Source organism: Streptomyces sp. HPF1205 (assembly GCF_020400825.1).
GTDB lineage: Bacteria > Actinomycetota > Actinomycetes > Streptomycetales > Streptomycetaceae > Actinacidiphila.
Window position 1 is genome coordinate 62,736 of record NZ_JAINVH010000007.1, and the last position, 15,326, is coordinate 78,061.

A 15,326-nucleotide genomic window follows, 5' to 3' on the forward strand; every position below is an offset into this window, starting at 1 on the left:
AAGAGGCAATGGCCGCACTCGCCCGATGGTGCCTACGCCGCCGCCTCGTCGTCGTTCTCCTGTGGGTCGCCACCCTGGGCGGGCTGGCCGCGGCGGCGGCCGTCGCGGGCCCCGCGTACTCCCGGCACTACGACGTCGGCGGCACCGAGGCGGGCCACGCCTCCGACCTGCTGCGCCAGGCGTTCCCCGGCCAGGCGGGCGACAGCGACACCATCGTCTGGCACACCCGGCACGGCGGCGTCAGGGCACCGGCCGTCGAACAGACCATGACCCGGGTCCTCGACCGCGCCAGGACCCTGCCCGGCGTGAGCGCCGTCGACAGCCCGTACGGCAGCGACGGCGCCGGCCGGATCAGCCGGGACGGCCGCACCGCGTACGCCACCGTCACCTTCGCGCAGGACGCCGAGAGCGTGAGCGCCGGCCAGGCCAGGGCCCTGGTGGCCACCGCCACGTCCGCTCGCGGCCCGGACCTCGACGTGCAACTGGGCGGCGAGGCGGTCGGCACCACCGAGACAGCCGGCGCCCACCTCAGCGAAGTCGTCGGGATCGCGGTCGCCGCCGTGGTGCTGCTGGTCGCCTTCGGGTCGTTCGCCGCGATGCTGCTGCCGCTGGCGACCGCGGTGATGGGCGTCGGCACCGCGTACATGGCGGTGGTGCTGCTCGGCCACGCCATGACCGTGGCGGACTTCGCGCCCATGCTCGGCATGCTGGTCGGCCTCGGCGTCGGCATCGACTACGCGCTGTTCATCGTGACCCGTCACCGCCGCGGCCTCAAAGGAGGCCTGACCGTCACCGAGTCGGCCGAACAGGCGCTTTCCACCACAGGGCGCGCGGTGATCTTCGCCGGCGGCACGGTGTGCGTGGCCCTGCTGGGCATGCTGGTGCTGGGGCTGGGCTTCCTGGTCGGGGTCGCCGTCGCCTCCTCCCTCACCGTGCTGCTGACCGTCGCCGCCTCGATCACCCTGCTGCCCGCCCTGCTCGGCTTCATCGGGCCGCGGGCGCTCAGCCGGCGCGAACGGCGGCGGCTGGCCGAGCACGGGCCCCGGCCCGAAGTGCCCAACGGGGTCGCCGCGCGCTGGTCGGCGTTCGTGGAGCGGCACCCGCGGGTGCTGGCGACGGCCGCCGCCGCCGTCGTCCTGCTCCTGGCGCTGCCCACCCTCACCCTGCACCTCGGCACCTCCGACCAGGGCAACGGCCCGCGCACCGCCACCACCCGGCAGGCGTACGACATGCTCGCCGAGGGCTTCGGGCCCGGCAGCAACGGCCCGCTGACCCTGGTCGCGACCGCCGCGCCCGCCGGCGCCGGCCGGGCGGCCGTACCCACCGCCGCCGACCGGCTCGCCCTCGACCGCCTCCTCGACCGCCTCCCCGGCACCCTGCGGCACACCCCCGGCGTCGCCTCGGTCTCCGTCGGCGGCACCGACCGCGCCGGCGGCACCGGGGTGATCACCGTCGTCCCCGACAGCGCCCCCCAGTCGGCCGCCACTTCGCACCTGGTCGAGCGGCTGCGCCACCAGGTGCTGCCGGCCGCCGAGAAGGGCACGGGGCTGAAGGTGTACGTCGGCGGCATCACCGCGGGCTACGACGACTTCGCCGCCGTCGTCGTCGGCAAACTGCCGCTGTTCGTCGGGTGCGTCGTCGGGCTCGGCTGCCTCCTGTTGCTGCTCGCGTTCCGCTCCATCGGCGTCCCCGTCAAGGCCGCGGTGATGAACATCGCCGCCGTCGCCTCGTCCTTCGGGGTGGTCACCGCGATCTTCCAGTGGGGCTGGGGCAGCGAGTGGCTGGGGCTGGGCCGGGCCGGGCCCGTCGAGCCGTTCCTGCCGGTCATCATGGTCGCGGTGCTCTTCGGGCTGTCCATGGACTACCAGGTGTTCCTGGTCAGCCGGATCTACGAGGAGTGGCGCGAGACCCGCGACAACCGCGTCGCGGTGCGTGTCGGCCTCGCCGAGACGAGCCGGGTGATCAACTCGGCCGCGGTCATCATGATCGCCGTCTTCCTGGCCTTCGTGCTCAGCGGCGACCGGGTCATCGCGATGTTCGGCATCGGCCTGGCCTCGGCGGTCGCGCTGGACGCCTTCGTCCTGCGCACCCTGCTGGTGCCCGCGCTGATGCACCTGCTGGGCGCCGCCAACTGGTGGCTGCCCGGCTGGCTGGAGCGGCGGCTGCCCCGGTTCAGCATCGAACCGGTCGCCACCGCCGCCCCCGCCCTCACGGTCTGCGAGGTGTGCGCCGCGCGCTGCGGCGGTCAGTGCACCAGCGTCGGGTTGGCCAGCACCGCCGTACCGCAGCCGTCGCCGTTGTCGTTGGCCGCCCACTCCACGCGCAGCCGCAGCGCCCCGGACACGTTGAAGTCCTCCTGATAGGGCTTGCCCAGCGTGAGCTGCTTCTGGAACAGCTGGTTGCCGTCCGCCTTGACGGTGACCAGCACCGGCAGGTTCTTGCCGTTGTCGTCCAGGCCGAGCGTCACCTTGAACTCGCTCCAGTTGCGCCCGAGGTTGTACTCCGTGTAGCCGCTGCCGCCGAAGCAGGTGTTGGTGACCAGCGCGTTGTAGTACTGGGTGCCGTTGACCGCCGCGTTCTGGGTCTCGAACGAGTCGTTGCCGTCCACCGGGTTCTCCGTGGTCAGCAGTTCTGTGGTGCCCGGCGTCATGGTGACCTCGCTGGTGGGCGTGTCCGTGGCCGAGGGGTCGCTGGACGTGTCGGTGCCCGGCGTCTGGGCGGCGGCCGACGGCGAGGACTGGGCGGGGGTGCGGGACGGCGGGTTCGCCGGGGCGGACGTGTGCTGCTTGGCGGAGGCGTTGTCGTCCTTCTTGCCGTGCCCGGACAGCGCCACCCCCGCGTACGCGCCGCCGCCGATCAGCAGCGCGGCCACCACCAGCGCGCCGATCACCTGCGGCTTGCGGCTGCGCCGCTCGGCCGCGCCGCCTCCGGAACCGCCCTTGCCGCCGCTCCCGCCGCCGTCGCCCGAGGGCGGCAGGCCGCCCGAGCCGAGGACGGCCGTCCGCTCCGACCGGCCGGCCTCCTCCGGTTCCGACCTGGGAAGCGGTGTGGTGGGCCCGGTCGCCTCCCGCGCGTCAGCGGCGGGCGCGGCCTCGCCGGGCACGGACCGCGGCCCGGACGCGGGCCCGGCGTCCGCCCCGGACCCGGGCCCGGAATCCGGTACGGCCTCCCGTACCGGCTCGGGTATCGGCCGCGCGGCGGACTGCTGCTGTACGGCGGCCTGCTGTATGGGTGGCTGCTGCACGGCGGGCTGTTGCTGTACGGGCGGCCGGTCCGGCTGCCGGGGCGGCTCGGCCGCCGGCGGGGTGTGCGCGGGCGGCGGGGTGTACGCCGGGACCGGCGGCGCCGCGGGCGCGGCCGGCACCACCGGGTCGGCGACGGTCGGGGCGACGCCGCCGGGCGCGTGCGCCGGAGGCGGCGGCGTGGCCGGAGCGGGCGGGACCGCCGGGGGAGCCGACGGCGTCTTCGGGGCACCCATAGGCAGGGGCGGCCGGGTGGTGGTCGAGATGACCGCGGGCCGCAGCTCCTTGACCCACGCGCCCAGCGAGTCGGGCCGCTGCGCCGGGTCGACGGCGAAGATCGAGGCGATCCTCGCCGCCTTGTCCTCGTCGAGCATGGTCAGCTCGGGCAGGTCCAGCAGGGCCGCCCGCAGCGTCTCCGGCATGGTCGCCGGGGACAGCCCGCTGAGCAGGAAGTAGGCGATCGCGCCGAACGCGTACCGGTCGGTCGCCGGGGTCCGCTTGCCCTCGAACACCTCGGGCGCGGCGAATCCGGGCGTGAACCACACCTCGGCGGTCTGGTGGTCGGCGGTGAGCTTGCTCAGGCCGAAGTCCACCAGCGTCGCCTGGCCGTTGGCGTCGATCATGACGTTGCCCGGCGACAGGTCGCCGTGCACGACCGTACGTCCCGAGGGCGTGGCCGTACCGCTGTGCAGCCAGTCCAGCACGTCGGCGAGCTGCTCCAGGCAGCGCACCGCCTCGCGCCGCTCGGCCGGTGTGGCCAGCGCGCGCTCGGCCCGCCAGTCGCGCAGGTCCAGGCCCTCCACGTGGTTCATCACCAAGTAGAGTGCGCGGCCGCCGGTGCCCTCCCCCGCCGCTCCCGCGGGATGCGCCGAGGGCCCCTCGAAGTGCTCGCGGATGCCCACCACGCCGAGGCGGTGCACAAAGCGCAGCAGTTCGGCCTGCTCCCGCCACTTCTCGCTGATCTTCGCGAACATCTCCTGCGACAGTGTCTGCCGCGCGTCCAGCACCTTCACGACGACCGGTTCGGTCGCCCCGCTGAGCTCCAGCTCCGCCAGATACAGGACCGCCTCGCCGCCGCGGCCGATCGACCGGAGCAGCCGGTATCGGTCGGGTGCGTTGTCCGGGCCGATGTAGAGACCGGTGTCAACCACGTGCGCCTTATCCCTCCCTGCTCCCTGGGCGGTGACCTGAATCCACCGGCGTCCAGGGGGAGTTCAGGGTCCCGCGCGTGTCGTCGGGCGGTCAAGCCGCGTTGCAGGCCCGTGACACGCGCAGCACGAGGTTGCGGCGTAAGGCACCTCAGTGGCTCCTGAGCCGTTTCTAAGGCCCCCTCATCCGCACGGCGGCGGCCTGCTGAGTACCCGGCTGAGTACCCGGGCGTCCATCGCGGCCCCGAAGTTCGGGAAGGTGCCCGATGTGGCGGACCCCCCTGGGAAACGAAGCTTGAGTCAGCAAGGAAGCCGACAAGAAAAGGGCAACGGCCCGAAGGGGAGATCCGGATGTTCGCGTACGAACTCCACCAGGAACGCCACAACGACCTCCGGCACCGCGCCGACCACTGGCGGCTGCTGCGGGAGGTCAAGGCCGCCCGCACGGCACAGCGCCGGGCCCGCCGGGTCACGTCCGGGAGCACGGCACGGTCCGATACCGAGGGGGCGTCTTCCCCGCACGGTTCCCTCGGTTCCCCCGGATCGCCCGGCGCGGTCCGGCGCGCGCGCCGCCCGCGCCCGGCGGCATGAGTACGGCGGGTGCCGTCGCCACGGCGGCCGTGACCGCGGGCGCGGCGGGCGCACGGGATGCGGCCGCGGTCGGCGCACGGGATGCGGCCGCGGTGGCCACACGGGATGCGGTGACCGCGGCCACGGGGGGCGCGGTCACCGCACTGCGCGGCCGGGTAATCGGTGTCCCGTCCAGGGGCGGCCGTGACATCCTCGGGACTGTGCAGACCCAAGTGCTCAGCCCAGTGTTCATCGGCAGGGACGCCGAGCTGAACCGCCTGGCCGCAGCGCTCGCCGCCACCCACGGCGGCGAGCCGCAGGCGGTGCTGATCGGCGGCGAGGCGGGGGTGGGCAAGACCCGGCTCGTCGAGCGGTTCCTGGCCGCGGTGCGGGAGACGGGCGCCGTGACCGCGGTGGGCGGCTGCGTGGAGATCGGCGCGGACGGACTGCCGTTCGCGCCGGTCGCGACCGCGCTGCGCGATCTGCACCGCACGCTCGGCGCGGAGCTGACGGCCGCCGTCGCCGGACAGGAGAACGAGCTGGCCCGGCTGCTGCCCGACCTGGGCGAGAACGGCGGCGCGGTCCGCGACCCGCACGACGAGGAGGGCCGGGTCCGGCTGTTCGAACTGACCGCCCGCCTGCTGGAGCGGCTCGGCGCCGACCGCACCCTGGTCGTGGTCGTGGAGGACCTGCACTGGGCCGACCGCTCCACCCGCGAGCTGCTCGCGTACCTCTTCCGCTCGCTGCAACGCGCCCGGGTGCTGGTCGCCGCCACCTACCGCACCGACGACATCCACCGCCGGCACCCGCTGCGGCCCTTCCTCGCCGAGACCGACCGGCTGCGCACGGTGGACCGGATCGAACTGCCCCGGTTCAACCACGACGAGGTGCGCCGCCAGCTCGCCGCGATCCTGGGCGCCGAGCCCGAGCGGGCCGTGGTGGACCAGATCTTCGCCCGCTCCGACGGCAACCCCTTCTTCGTCGAGGAGCTGGCCTGCAGCGTCCGCAAGGGCTGCGCCCCCGTCGGCATCAGCGACTCCCTGCGCGACCTGCTGCTGGTCCGGGTCGAGGCGCTGTCCGACGACGCCCAGCGGGTCGCCAAGTTCGTCGCCGAGGGCGGCAACGCCGTCGAGTACCGGCTGCTGGAGGCGATCTCCGGCCTCGACGAGGACCGCCTGCTGGACGCGCTGCGCACCGCCGTCGGCGCGAACATCCTGCTGCCCACCGAGAACGGCGACGGATACCGCTTCCGCCACTCCCTGGTCCGCGAGGCCGTCGGCGACGACCTGCTGCCCGGCGAGCGCAGCCGTATCAACCGGCACTACGCCGAGGCCGTCGAGGCCGACCCCACGCTCGTACGTGCCGACGAGCGCGCCGCCCGCCTGGCCAGCTACTGGTACGCCGCCCACGACCCCGCCAAGGCGCTGCCCGCCGTCCTGCGCGCCTCCGTCGAGGCCCGGCACCGGCACGCGTACGCCGAGCAGTACCGGCTGCTGGAGCGGGCGCTGGAGCTGTGGGACGACACACCGCGTGCCGTACGCGACGAACTGCGCCCGATGGACTACGCCGAGTCCTACCCCCAGTGCGGCTGCGACCCCGACGCCCCGCTGAGCTTCCTCGACCTGCTCGCCGAGGTCACCGTCGCCGCGCGGATGGGCGGCGAGCGGGAGCGGGCGTACGCGATCGCCAAGCGCGGCCTGAAGCTGATGGAGCGCGACAAGGAGGACGACCCGCTGCGCGCGGCCTGGTTCTGGGCCCAGCGGTCCCGGCTGACCGAGGACCTCGGCCGCGGCGACGGCTGGGAGGAGCTGTCCCGGGCCCGCGAATTGGTACGGGGGCTGCCGCCGTCCGCGGCCCAGGCCGAGGTACTGGCCAGCATCGCCGGCTGGATCATGATCCACAAGTCCGGCGCGGAGGGCATCGCCATCGCCCGCCGGGCCGTCGACCTCGCCCGGCTGTCCCGGGCCCGCGACACCGAACTCCACGCCCGCGTCACCCTCGGCCTCCTCCAAGCGGACGCCGGCGACGTCGAGGCCGGGATCGCCGAGGTCGAGGACGTGCGCCGGCTCATCGGCGAGCAGCAGGTCCCGCCCGGCATGATCGCCCGCACCTACGGCAACCTGTCCTCCGTCCTGGAGAGCGCCGGCCGCTCCGAGGAGGCGCTGCGGGTGGTCCGCGAGGGCAAGCGCCTGACCGGGATGGGGGTCTCCCGCCTCACCAGCTCCTGGATGCTGATCAACGAGGCCGAGTCGCTGATCTCCCTGGGCCGGTACGAGGACGCCGCCGTGCCCCTGGCCGCCGCGGACCGCGCCATCGACAAGTCCTACCTGCGGGCCGGCCTGGAGATCATGAGCGGCTTCCGGGCGCTGGCGATCGGCGACACCGGCGCGGCGGCCCGGCACCACACCGCCGCCCTGGCCGGCATCGTCCACGACACGCAGCCCCAGCACATCCTGCCGGTCCGCACCCTGGCCATCCAACTGGCCGCCGCCCAGGGCCGGTTCGCCGACGCGCGGCGCGAGCTGCTGGCCGGGCTCGCGGCGGGGTTCCCGGCCGGCACCTCCCGCTTCGCCTGGCCGACGCTCGCGATCGGGGCGGCGGCGGAGGCCGACGGCCCGGGCGCCGAACCCGGCGTCCTGGAACGGATCAGGGCCACGGCCCGCGAACTGCCCCGGCCGGTACCGCTGTACGAGGCGTACGCCTTCCTGGTCGACGCCGAGCTCGCCCGGGCCGAGGGCCGCGTCGAACCCGAACTGTGGGCGGTCGCCCAGGAAGCGTTCGCCAAGGAGGAGCGGCCCGTCGAACTGGCCGCCGTGCGGTACCGCCACGCCGAGGCCCTGCTGGCCTCCGGCGGCGCGGAGTTCCGCGAGCGCGCCGGGTGCCTGCTCGCCGAGGCGCACGCCGTCGCCTCCGAGGCGGGCGCGCGCCCGCTGGCCGACAGCGTCACCAGGCTCGCCCAGCGCGCCCGCCTCACGCTCCACCACCCGGCCGCCGCCTCGGGTGCGCCGGCCGACCCGGCCGACCCGCGCCTCACGGCCCGCGAACGCGATGTGCTCCGCCTGGTCTCGGAGGGCCGCACGAACCGCCAGATCGCGCAGGCCCTGTTCATCTCGCCGAAGACGGCGAGCGTGCACGTCTCCAACATCCTGGCGAAGCTCGCGGTCTCGACCAGGGGAGAGGCGGCGGCCACCGCGCACCGCCTGGGCCTGTTCGCCGACTGAGCGGCGCCGACGCGCCGAGCGGGGGGAGTGCCGGGCGGGCGGGGGCGGCGCGCGTCGGGGGGTGCGGGTCGGGCGCGCGGGTGCGGGCGTGAGGCGCGGGGCGCGCGGGGTGTCGCGCGGGCGTGAGGCCCGGGCGTGATGCGCGGGCGCCGGGCGGGTGTCGCGCCCCGCGCGCCGGGGGCGTGCGGGCGGCGCCGCGCGGCACGCCCGCGGCTGCCGGCCGGTGCGCGCGAGCCGGGTCAGCTCACCTCGACGCGGAGGATGCGGTCGTCACCCGGATGGGGCGTGCCGCGCCCGTCGGTGTTGCTCGTGGTCACCAGCAGCGTGTGGTCGTCGAGCGCGACCACCGTCCGCAGCCGCCCGTACTTCTTGGTGAGGAACGCCTGCGGGGCCGCCGCCGCGGTGGTGCCGCGCAGCGGGACGCGCCACAGGCGCTCGCCCTTGAGCGAGGCCACCCACACGCAGCCGCCCGCGTAGGCGATCCCGCTGGGCGACGCCTGGTCGGTGGGCCACTGGGCGACGGGGTCGACGTACGCCGGGTTGTGGGCGATGCCCTCGACGACCGGCCAGCCGTAGTTCCTGCCCGGCTGGATGTAATTGAGCTCGTCCCACTTGTCCTGGCCGAACTCCGAGGCCCACAGATGCCCGGCCGGGTCCCAGGCCAGCCCCTGGACGTTGCGGTGGCCGGGGGAGTAGACCAGCGATCCGGGGACGGGGTTGTCCTGCGGCGGCTGCCCGTCCGGGGTCATGCGCAGGATCTTCCCGCCGAGCGAGGACATGTCCTGGGCCAGCGGGCGGTCGCCCGTCTCGCCGGTCCCCGCGTACAGCATCCCGTCAGGTCCGAACGCGATGCGCCCGCCGTTGTGGATGGTCCCGCTCGGAATGCCGCGCAGGATCGTGTCGGGCGCCCCGAGCTGCTCGCCCCGGGGCCGCGACGGGTCGTAGATCATGCGCGCGACCCGGTTGTCCGAGTCCGTGGTGAAGTACGCGTAGACGAGCTTGTCGGACCCGAAGTCGGGGGAGACCGCGAGCCCCAGCAGGCCGTTCTCACCGCCCTGCGTGTGGGTGACGCCGGGCACGGTGCCGACCGGGGTGACCGTGCCCTTGTCCACGTCGACCCGGGAGATCGTGCCGCTGTCGCGGGAGCCGACCAGGAGTGTGCCGTCGGGGAGCGCGGCCACGCCCCAGGGGCTGGTGAGGGAGGTGGCGACGGTGCCCGTCACCTTCGCCGTGCCCGTGGCGGGCGCGGCCGAGGGCGTGTCGCCGGGCGAGGCGGTCGCCTGGGCCGAACCGGTGCCGGACGCGGAGGGAACGGGGGCCGGTGCCGACGCCCCGCCGGACCTCGCCGGGGGCGAGACCAGGGGCGACACCTTCCCGCCGCCGCCCCCGCACCCTCCCAGGACCACGGCGGCCACCGCGGCGGCGGCCAGGGCCCCGGCGGCACGGTTTCGGGCGGCGGCGGTACTCACGGCTGGACCTCGCAACGTCACGGCTCCCTCTCGTCCAGCCAAGCACACCACACGGCGCCCCGCCCCCGCGTGACTTTCCCGATCATGCGGCTCGCGCCGTGAGGGGCGTGGGTCGGCGCGGGCGGCCCGCTCAGTCCCACGAGCCCCTGGCCGGGGGCAGGGCGGCGATCTCCGCCATGTCGGCCGCGGTCAGCCGCAGGTCCGCGGCGCCCGCGTTCTCCGCGACCCAGCGGGAGGACTTCGCACCGGGGACCGCGACCACCGCGGGGCCCTGGGCCAGCGCCCAGGCGAGGGCCACCTGCGCGGCCGTGGCGCCATGGCGCCGGGCCACCCGCCGCAGCCCGGCGACGATCGGCTGGTTGGCGGCCATCATCTCGGCGGTGAAGCGCGGGTGGCGGGCCCGCACGTCGTCCGGTTCGAAGCCCTCACCGGGGGTGAGCGTGCCGGTGAGGAAACCGTTCCCCAACGGCATCGCGGCAAGGAAGCCGATGCCGCGCGCACCGCACCACGGCAGCAGGCGGTCGAGGGCCTCGGGCGCCCACACCGACAGTTCGGCCTGGACGCAGGTGACCGGGAACACCTGCTGGGCGCGGACGAGCTGACGCAGCGTCTCGTCGTACAGCCCCGAGCCGGCGCGCCGGTCGGCCCGCGCGCCCACCGCGCACAACCCCAGTGCGCGCACCTTCCCGGCCGCGACCAGCTCGGCCATCGCGCCCCACGTCTCCTCGATGGGCACCTCGGGGTCGACCCGGTGCAGCTGGTAGAGGTCGATGACGTCGGTCTGCAGGCGGCGCAGCGAGGCGTCGCAGGCCCGGCGCACGTACCCGGGCCTGCCGTTGGCCACGATGTGCTGGTCGCCCACCAGCAGGCCGCACTTGGTGGCGACGAACGCCTCCTCACGGCGCTCCTTGAGCACCCGGCCGAGCAGCAGTTCGTTGGTGAACGGGCCGTACATGTCGGCGGTGTCCAGCAGTGTCGCGCCGTGGTCGAGCGCGGTGTGCACCGCCCGCAGCGATTGCTCGCCGTCCCGTCGCGAGGCGGAGTACGCCCAGGTCATCGGCATGCACCCCAGTCCGACCGCGCCCACTCCCAAGGCCGCCGCCCCGACCGTCCTGCGCTCCACCCGCCCGACCTCCCTCAAGCGCCCCCACTGTGTCATAGCCTCCTGACCATGACCGACACACCCACCACGGCCGGCCCGGGAGGCGACCGCCCGCAAGTGTGGCTGTCCGTACCGCCCGACGGAATCGACGGACTGCCCGACACGTACGAGTACCTGTTCTGGGACGGCACCGGCCCGGACTTTCCCGGCGACCCCGGCGAGGCCGTCTTCTACGTCGTCCCCTACATGAAGGGCCCGACCGCAGGCGCCCTCCCGCTGCCGCGCATGCGCAACGTACGCGTGGTGCAGACCCTGACCGCCGGAGTGGACACCATCGTGCCCCACCTGCGTGAACTGCCGCCCGGCGTGCGACTGTGCAACGCCCGCGGGGTGCACGAGGCCAGCACCGCCGAGCTCGCCCTGGCCCTGATCCTCGCCTCGCTGCGCGGCATCCCCCGCTTCGTGCGCGGCCAGGACAACGAGAAGTGGTACGCGGGCTTCTACCCCGCGCTGGCCGACCGCACGGTGCTCATAGTCGGGTACGGGTCGATCGGCGCCGCGGTCGAGGACCGGCTGCTGCCCTTCGAATGCGAGGTGCTCCGGGTGGCCAGAGGGGCGCGTACGACGGCGCGCGGCCCGGTGCACGCCGTGGACGAGCTGCCCGCGCTCCTGCCGCTCGCCGATGTCGTCGTCGTGACCACTCCGCTGACCGAGCAGACCCGCGGACTGGTCGACGCGTCCTTCCTGGCGGCCATGAAGGACGGAAGTCTGCTGGTCAACGTGGCACGCGGCCGCGTCGTGGACACCAAGGCGCTGCTCACCGAGACGGAATCGGGCCGGCTGACCGCGGCACTGGATGTCACCGACCCCGAACCGCTGCCGCCCGGGCACCCGTTGTGGCACGCGCCCGGCGTGCTGATCAGCCCGCACGTCGGCGGGAGCACCTCCGCGTTCCTGCCCCGCGCCCACCGTCTGATCCGTTCCCAGCTCACGCGGTTCGCGAGCGGCCGGCCGCTGGAGAACGTGGTCGCGACGAGCTGACGTCCGCAGCCGCCACGGGCCGCCCGTGACCCTGGCATACGCCTCCGGACCAGGCGTCCCGCCCGCCGGGCGTGACTGGCACCGGGTGACTGCGAGCGGTATTCAACAACCCTCTTTCTGATTACGCTCAGTAGAAAACCCCTGTCGCTGAGTGACGACCCTGGTGTATCGTCCCAATCCGGGGGCACGTAGCAACCGTGAGAGTGCGGAGTGCGACGTTGGGAACGACGAGCAAGTGAGGGGGGCGACGGGCGATGCACGGCGCACACCTGACCACCACCGCGCGGCCCGCTGGACCGCGCCGACGAGACCTGGCCCGGCGATGAGCGCCACCGGAGCGGTGCTCGCCGCGCCGAAGGCCCGCGGGGCCAGGGCCTGCCTGCTGCCGCAACTCCTGGTCGCCCTGCTGTGCGGCGGCTATACCGTCGGCGCCGCCCTGGGCTGGGGCTGCGGCGAAGTCTCCCTGGTCATGGGCGACTTCGGGCTCGCCGCCGGTTCCGCGAGCGCCTGCGTGTCCGCGCTGCTGTACGCCCGCCGGGTCGCCGGTCCCGCCCGGCCCGCCTGGGTGCTGTTCGCGCTGTCCTCCGCCATGAGCGCGCTGGGCAACTCCATCTGGGGGTGGTACGAGGTGGTGCTGCGCGAGCCCGTGCCGCAGCCCTCGGTCGCCGACTTCTGCTTCCTGATGTTCGCCCCGCCCGCCATCATCGGCCTGCTGGTCCTGGCCAAGCGCCCGGTGACCAGGGCCGGCTGGGTCTGCCTGACCCTGGACACCTGGCTGATCGGCGGCTCGCTGCTCACCCTGTCGTGGAGCCTGGCGCTGGCCAGGACCGCGTCCGACGACGGCCCCAGCACCGCCCGCACCGCGCTGTCGCTGGCGTACCCGCTGCTGGACATCGTGCTCGTCAGCATGGTGCTCGCCCTGCACTTCCGCCGCTCGGCGGTCAACCGCGCCGCGGTCAACACCGCCATCGCGGCCCTGGCCCTGACCGTGCTGTGCGACGCGCTGTTCACCTCTCCGCTGCTGCGCGCCCACTACCGCTCCGGCCAGATCCTCGACGCCGGCTGGTTCGCCGGCAGCCTGCTGATGGCGTACGCGCCCTGGGCGGGCCCCCGCCGGCCGCAGCCGCGGCGGACCGGCGCCACCACCCGCAAGGTCGCCGGCTCGCTCACCGCCCTGACCCCCTACCTCGCCGCGGCCGTCTGCACCCTCGGCATCCTCTACAACGTCATCACCGGCCAGAAGTGCGACCGCGTGGTGCTCTTCACCGGCTGCACGGTCGTCATGGCGCTGGTGGTGCGCCAGGGCATCATGCTGCTCGACAACATCGCCCTCACCCAGGAGCTCGCCCAGAAGGAGAACCACTTCCGCTCCCTGGTGCAGGGCTCCAGCGACGTCATCATGATCGCCGCGCCCACCGGCGTCCTGCGGTACGTCAGCCCCGCCGCGCAGGGCGTCTACGGCCGCGACCCGGAGGAAATGGTCGGCACCGAGCTCGCCGCCCACATCCACCCCGGCGACCTGGGACGCGTGGTGCACGAGGTGCGCCGCTTCCTCGCCGCGCCGCCCGGCGAGGAACCCGCCACCCGTATCGAGTGCCGCATCCGCTCCGGGCACGCGAGGGACCGGGGGAAGGACCGGGCGGGGGACGGCGCCACCGACGGCGCCGGCCCGGCGGCCCCGCCCGGCGACGAGGCGGGCTGGCTCCACGTCGAGTCGAGCGTCAAGCGCTACCAGGGCGGGCTGATCTTCAACAGCCGCGACGTCACCGAGCGGGTGCGGCTGCAGGCCCAGCTCCAGCACAACGCCTCGCACGACCCGCTGACCGACCTGCCCAACCGGGCACTGTTCACCGAGCGGGTGGACCGCGCCCTCGGCGGCCGCCGGGCCGGCGACGGGCGGGCCGCGGTGCTCTACGTCGACCTCGACGGCTTCAAGGCCGTCAACGACACCATCGGCCACCAAGCGGGTGACGACCTGCTGGTCCAGGCCGCCCACCGGCTGCAGGCCGCCCTTCGCGCGGGCGACACGGCCGCCCGTCTCGGCGGCGACGAATTCGCGGCCCTCATCACCGGCCCCGAAGGGGGCGGGACCGGCGAGCGGCAGGTCAGGGAGATCGCCGACCGGCTGCGGGCCGTGCTGAGCGAGCCGTACCCGATGCCGGGAGCCCCGGGCGACGAGATGCGGGTCGGCGCCAGCGTCGGCGTGGCCTTCGCCGAACCCGGCATCGGCCCCGCCGAGCTGATGCGCCGGGCCGACCTGGCGATGTACCGGGCCAAGCAGGGCGGTAAGGGCCGGGTGGAGCTGTACGCACCGCAGCCGCCGGCCGAGGCCGTCCGCCGCACCGAGCGGGCGGACCGGCTGCGCCGGGCCCTGGACGACGGCGAGTTCACCCTGCTGCACCAGCCGGTGGTCGAGCTGTCCGGCGGCCGGATCACCGCTGTGGCGGCCCAGGCCCGCCGACGGGCCGGCCACGGCGCCCCGGCCGTCCCGGCCGATTTCAGCGGCGTGCAGTTCACCGCGGCCGGCCTCCCCGCCGTCGACTTCCGCGCCGCGGAGTCCGGAGATGCCGAGTTCGCAGCCGCCGAGTTGGCAGCCGCCGAGTTGGCAGCCGCCGAGCCGGGCGCCGAGGGGGCGCGCGAGGAGAGCGGCCGGGAGTTAGAGCCGGGGCGGCTGCTGGAGCGGGCCGTGGCACAGGCCGCGCTGCGCTACGCCGCGGGCCACCGCATCCCCGTCTCGGTGCGGCTGCCCGCCCGCCGGCTGCTCCACCGCGACCTGCCCCCAGGCGCCTTCGCCGCCCTGCTCGACCGCCACCAACTGCCGCCCGGCGGCCTGCTGCTGGAACTGGCCGGCGGCGACCCCCGCATCACCCACGAGGAGCTGGCGCACCGCCTCGCCGCGTTGCGCCGGCTCGGCGTGCGGATCGCCCTCGGCGGCTTCGGCGCCGCGTACGGCGGCCCGGCGGCCCTGTGCCGCCTCCCGGTGGACGAGATCAGGCTGGACCGCCTGCTGTGCGAGGGTGTGGCGGAGTCCCCCCGGCTGCAGAAGATCACCGGGGGTCTGCTGCGGATCGCCGCCGACCTGGGCGTGCGGACCGTCGCCGAGGGCGTGGACCGCCCGGAGCAGGTGCTGGCGCTGCGCGCCCTGGGTTGTGCCCAGGGCGTGGGCATGGCCTTCTCCGGCCCGCTGGACGAGCACCGGCTGCGCGGCGCGCTCAGCCGCGGCCGCTTCCCCGTACCCCGGGAGGCGGAATCCGCCGCGCGGGATTCCCCGCCCCCCGGAGGCCCCGCGCGGGACCTCGTACGGCGGGAAACCCCACGTGAACAGGTCGCCTCGCGAGCGGTGCCGTCAGCCACACGGCGTTCGAATGCTGAGACGCCGGTCCCACCGGCTTGACACCCCCCGGGGCACCGGAGGAGGGTCGACCCCATGCGCACCCGAATTCTCGTACTTGGAAAGCGCGTCGGCTGACCGAGACCCCGCAGTCTCGCACCCACCGGCGCGCTCCCCTCGCTTGCCTGACGGCACGAGGGGT

General features: G+C 74.8%; 7 protein-coding genes. 4 read left to right on the plus strand and 3 right to left on the minus strand.

What is annotated here, in order from left to right; genetic code table 11:
• The first annotated feature begins 8 nt into the window (after positions 1 to 8).
• Complete coding sequence (locus K7G61_RS10270; RefSeq protein WP_225846412.1) at positions 9 to 2,360, plus strand: MMPL family transporter; 2,352 nt, start codon at positions 9 to 11, stop codon at positions 2,358 to 2,360.
• Here the strand turns inward: K7G61_RS10270 and K7G61_RS10275 are convergent.
• Positions 2,246 to 4,393, minus strand: coding sequence for a protein kinase (locus K7G61_RS10275; protein ID WP_225846413.1), 2,148 nt, complete (start codon positions 4,391 to 4,393; stop codon positions 2,246 to 2,248). The two genes, K7G61_RS10270 and K7G61_RS10275, sit on opposite strands and share 115 nt — an antisense overlap.
• Positions 4,394 to 4,977: 584 nt before the next feature.
• Between K7G61_RS10275 and K7G61_RS10280 the strand changes: the two genes are divergently transcribed.
• Positions 4,978 to 8,181: a helix-turn-helix transcriptional regulator gene (locus tag K7G61_RS10280; protein ID WP_263984180.1), complete on the plus strand. Its 3,204-nt coding sequence runs from the start codon at positions 4,978 to 4,980 to the stop codon at positions 8,179 to 8,181.
• Positions 8,182 to 8,420: 239 nt separating this feature from the next.
• On the opposite strand, the gene K7G61_RS10285 is transcribed toward K7G61_RS10280, so the two are convergent.
• Both K7G61_RS10285 and K7G61_RS10290 read right to left on the minus strand, forming a co-directional pair.
• Positions 8,421 to 9,650: a sorbosone dehydrogenase family protein gene (locus tag K7G61_RS10285; RefSeq protein WP_225846414.1), complete on the minus strand. Its 1,230-nt coding sequence runs from the start codon at positions 9,648 to 9,650 to the stop codon at positions 8,421 to 8,423.
• Between the two features lie 130 nt (positions 9,651 to 9,780).
• Positions 9,781 to 10,773 (minus strand): aldo/keto reductase, encoded by a 993-nt coding sequence (locus K7G61_RS10290; RefSeq protein ID WP_225846572.1) that lies wholly within the window; start codon positions 10,771 to 10,773, stop codon positions 9,781 to 9,783.
• A 48-nt stretch (positions 10,774 to 10,821) separates the two neighbouring features.
• Between K7G61_RS10290 and K7G61_RS10295 the strand changes: the two genes are divergently transcribed.
• Both K7G61_RS10295 and K7G61_RS10300 read left to right on the plus strand, forming a co-directional pair.
• On the plus strand, positions 10,822 to 11,793 hold the full coding sequence (locus K7G61_RS10295; protein WP_225846415.1) for a 2-hydroxyacid dehydrogenase: 972 nt from the start codon (positions 10,822 to 10,824) through the stop codon (positions 11,791 to 11,793).
• Between the two features lie 322 nt (positions 11,794 to 12,115).
• On the plus strand, positions 12,116 to 15,187 hold the full coding sequence (locus tag K7G61_RS10300; protein ID WP_225846416.1) for a bifunctional diguanylate cyclase/phosphodiesterase: 3,072 nt from the start codon (positions 12,116 to 12,118) through the stop codon (positions 15,185 to 15,187).
• The last annotated feature ends 139 nt before the right edge of the window (positions 15,188 to 15,326 follow it).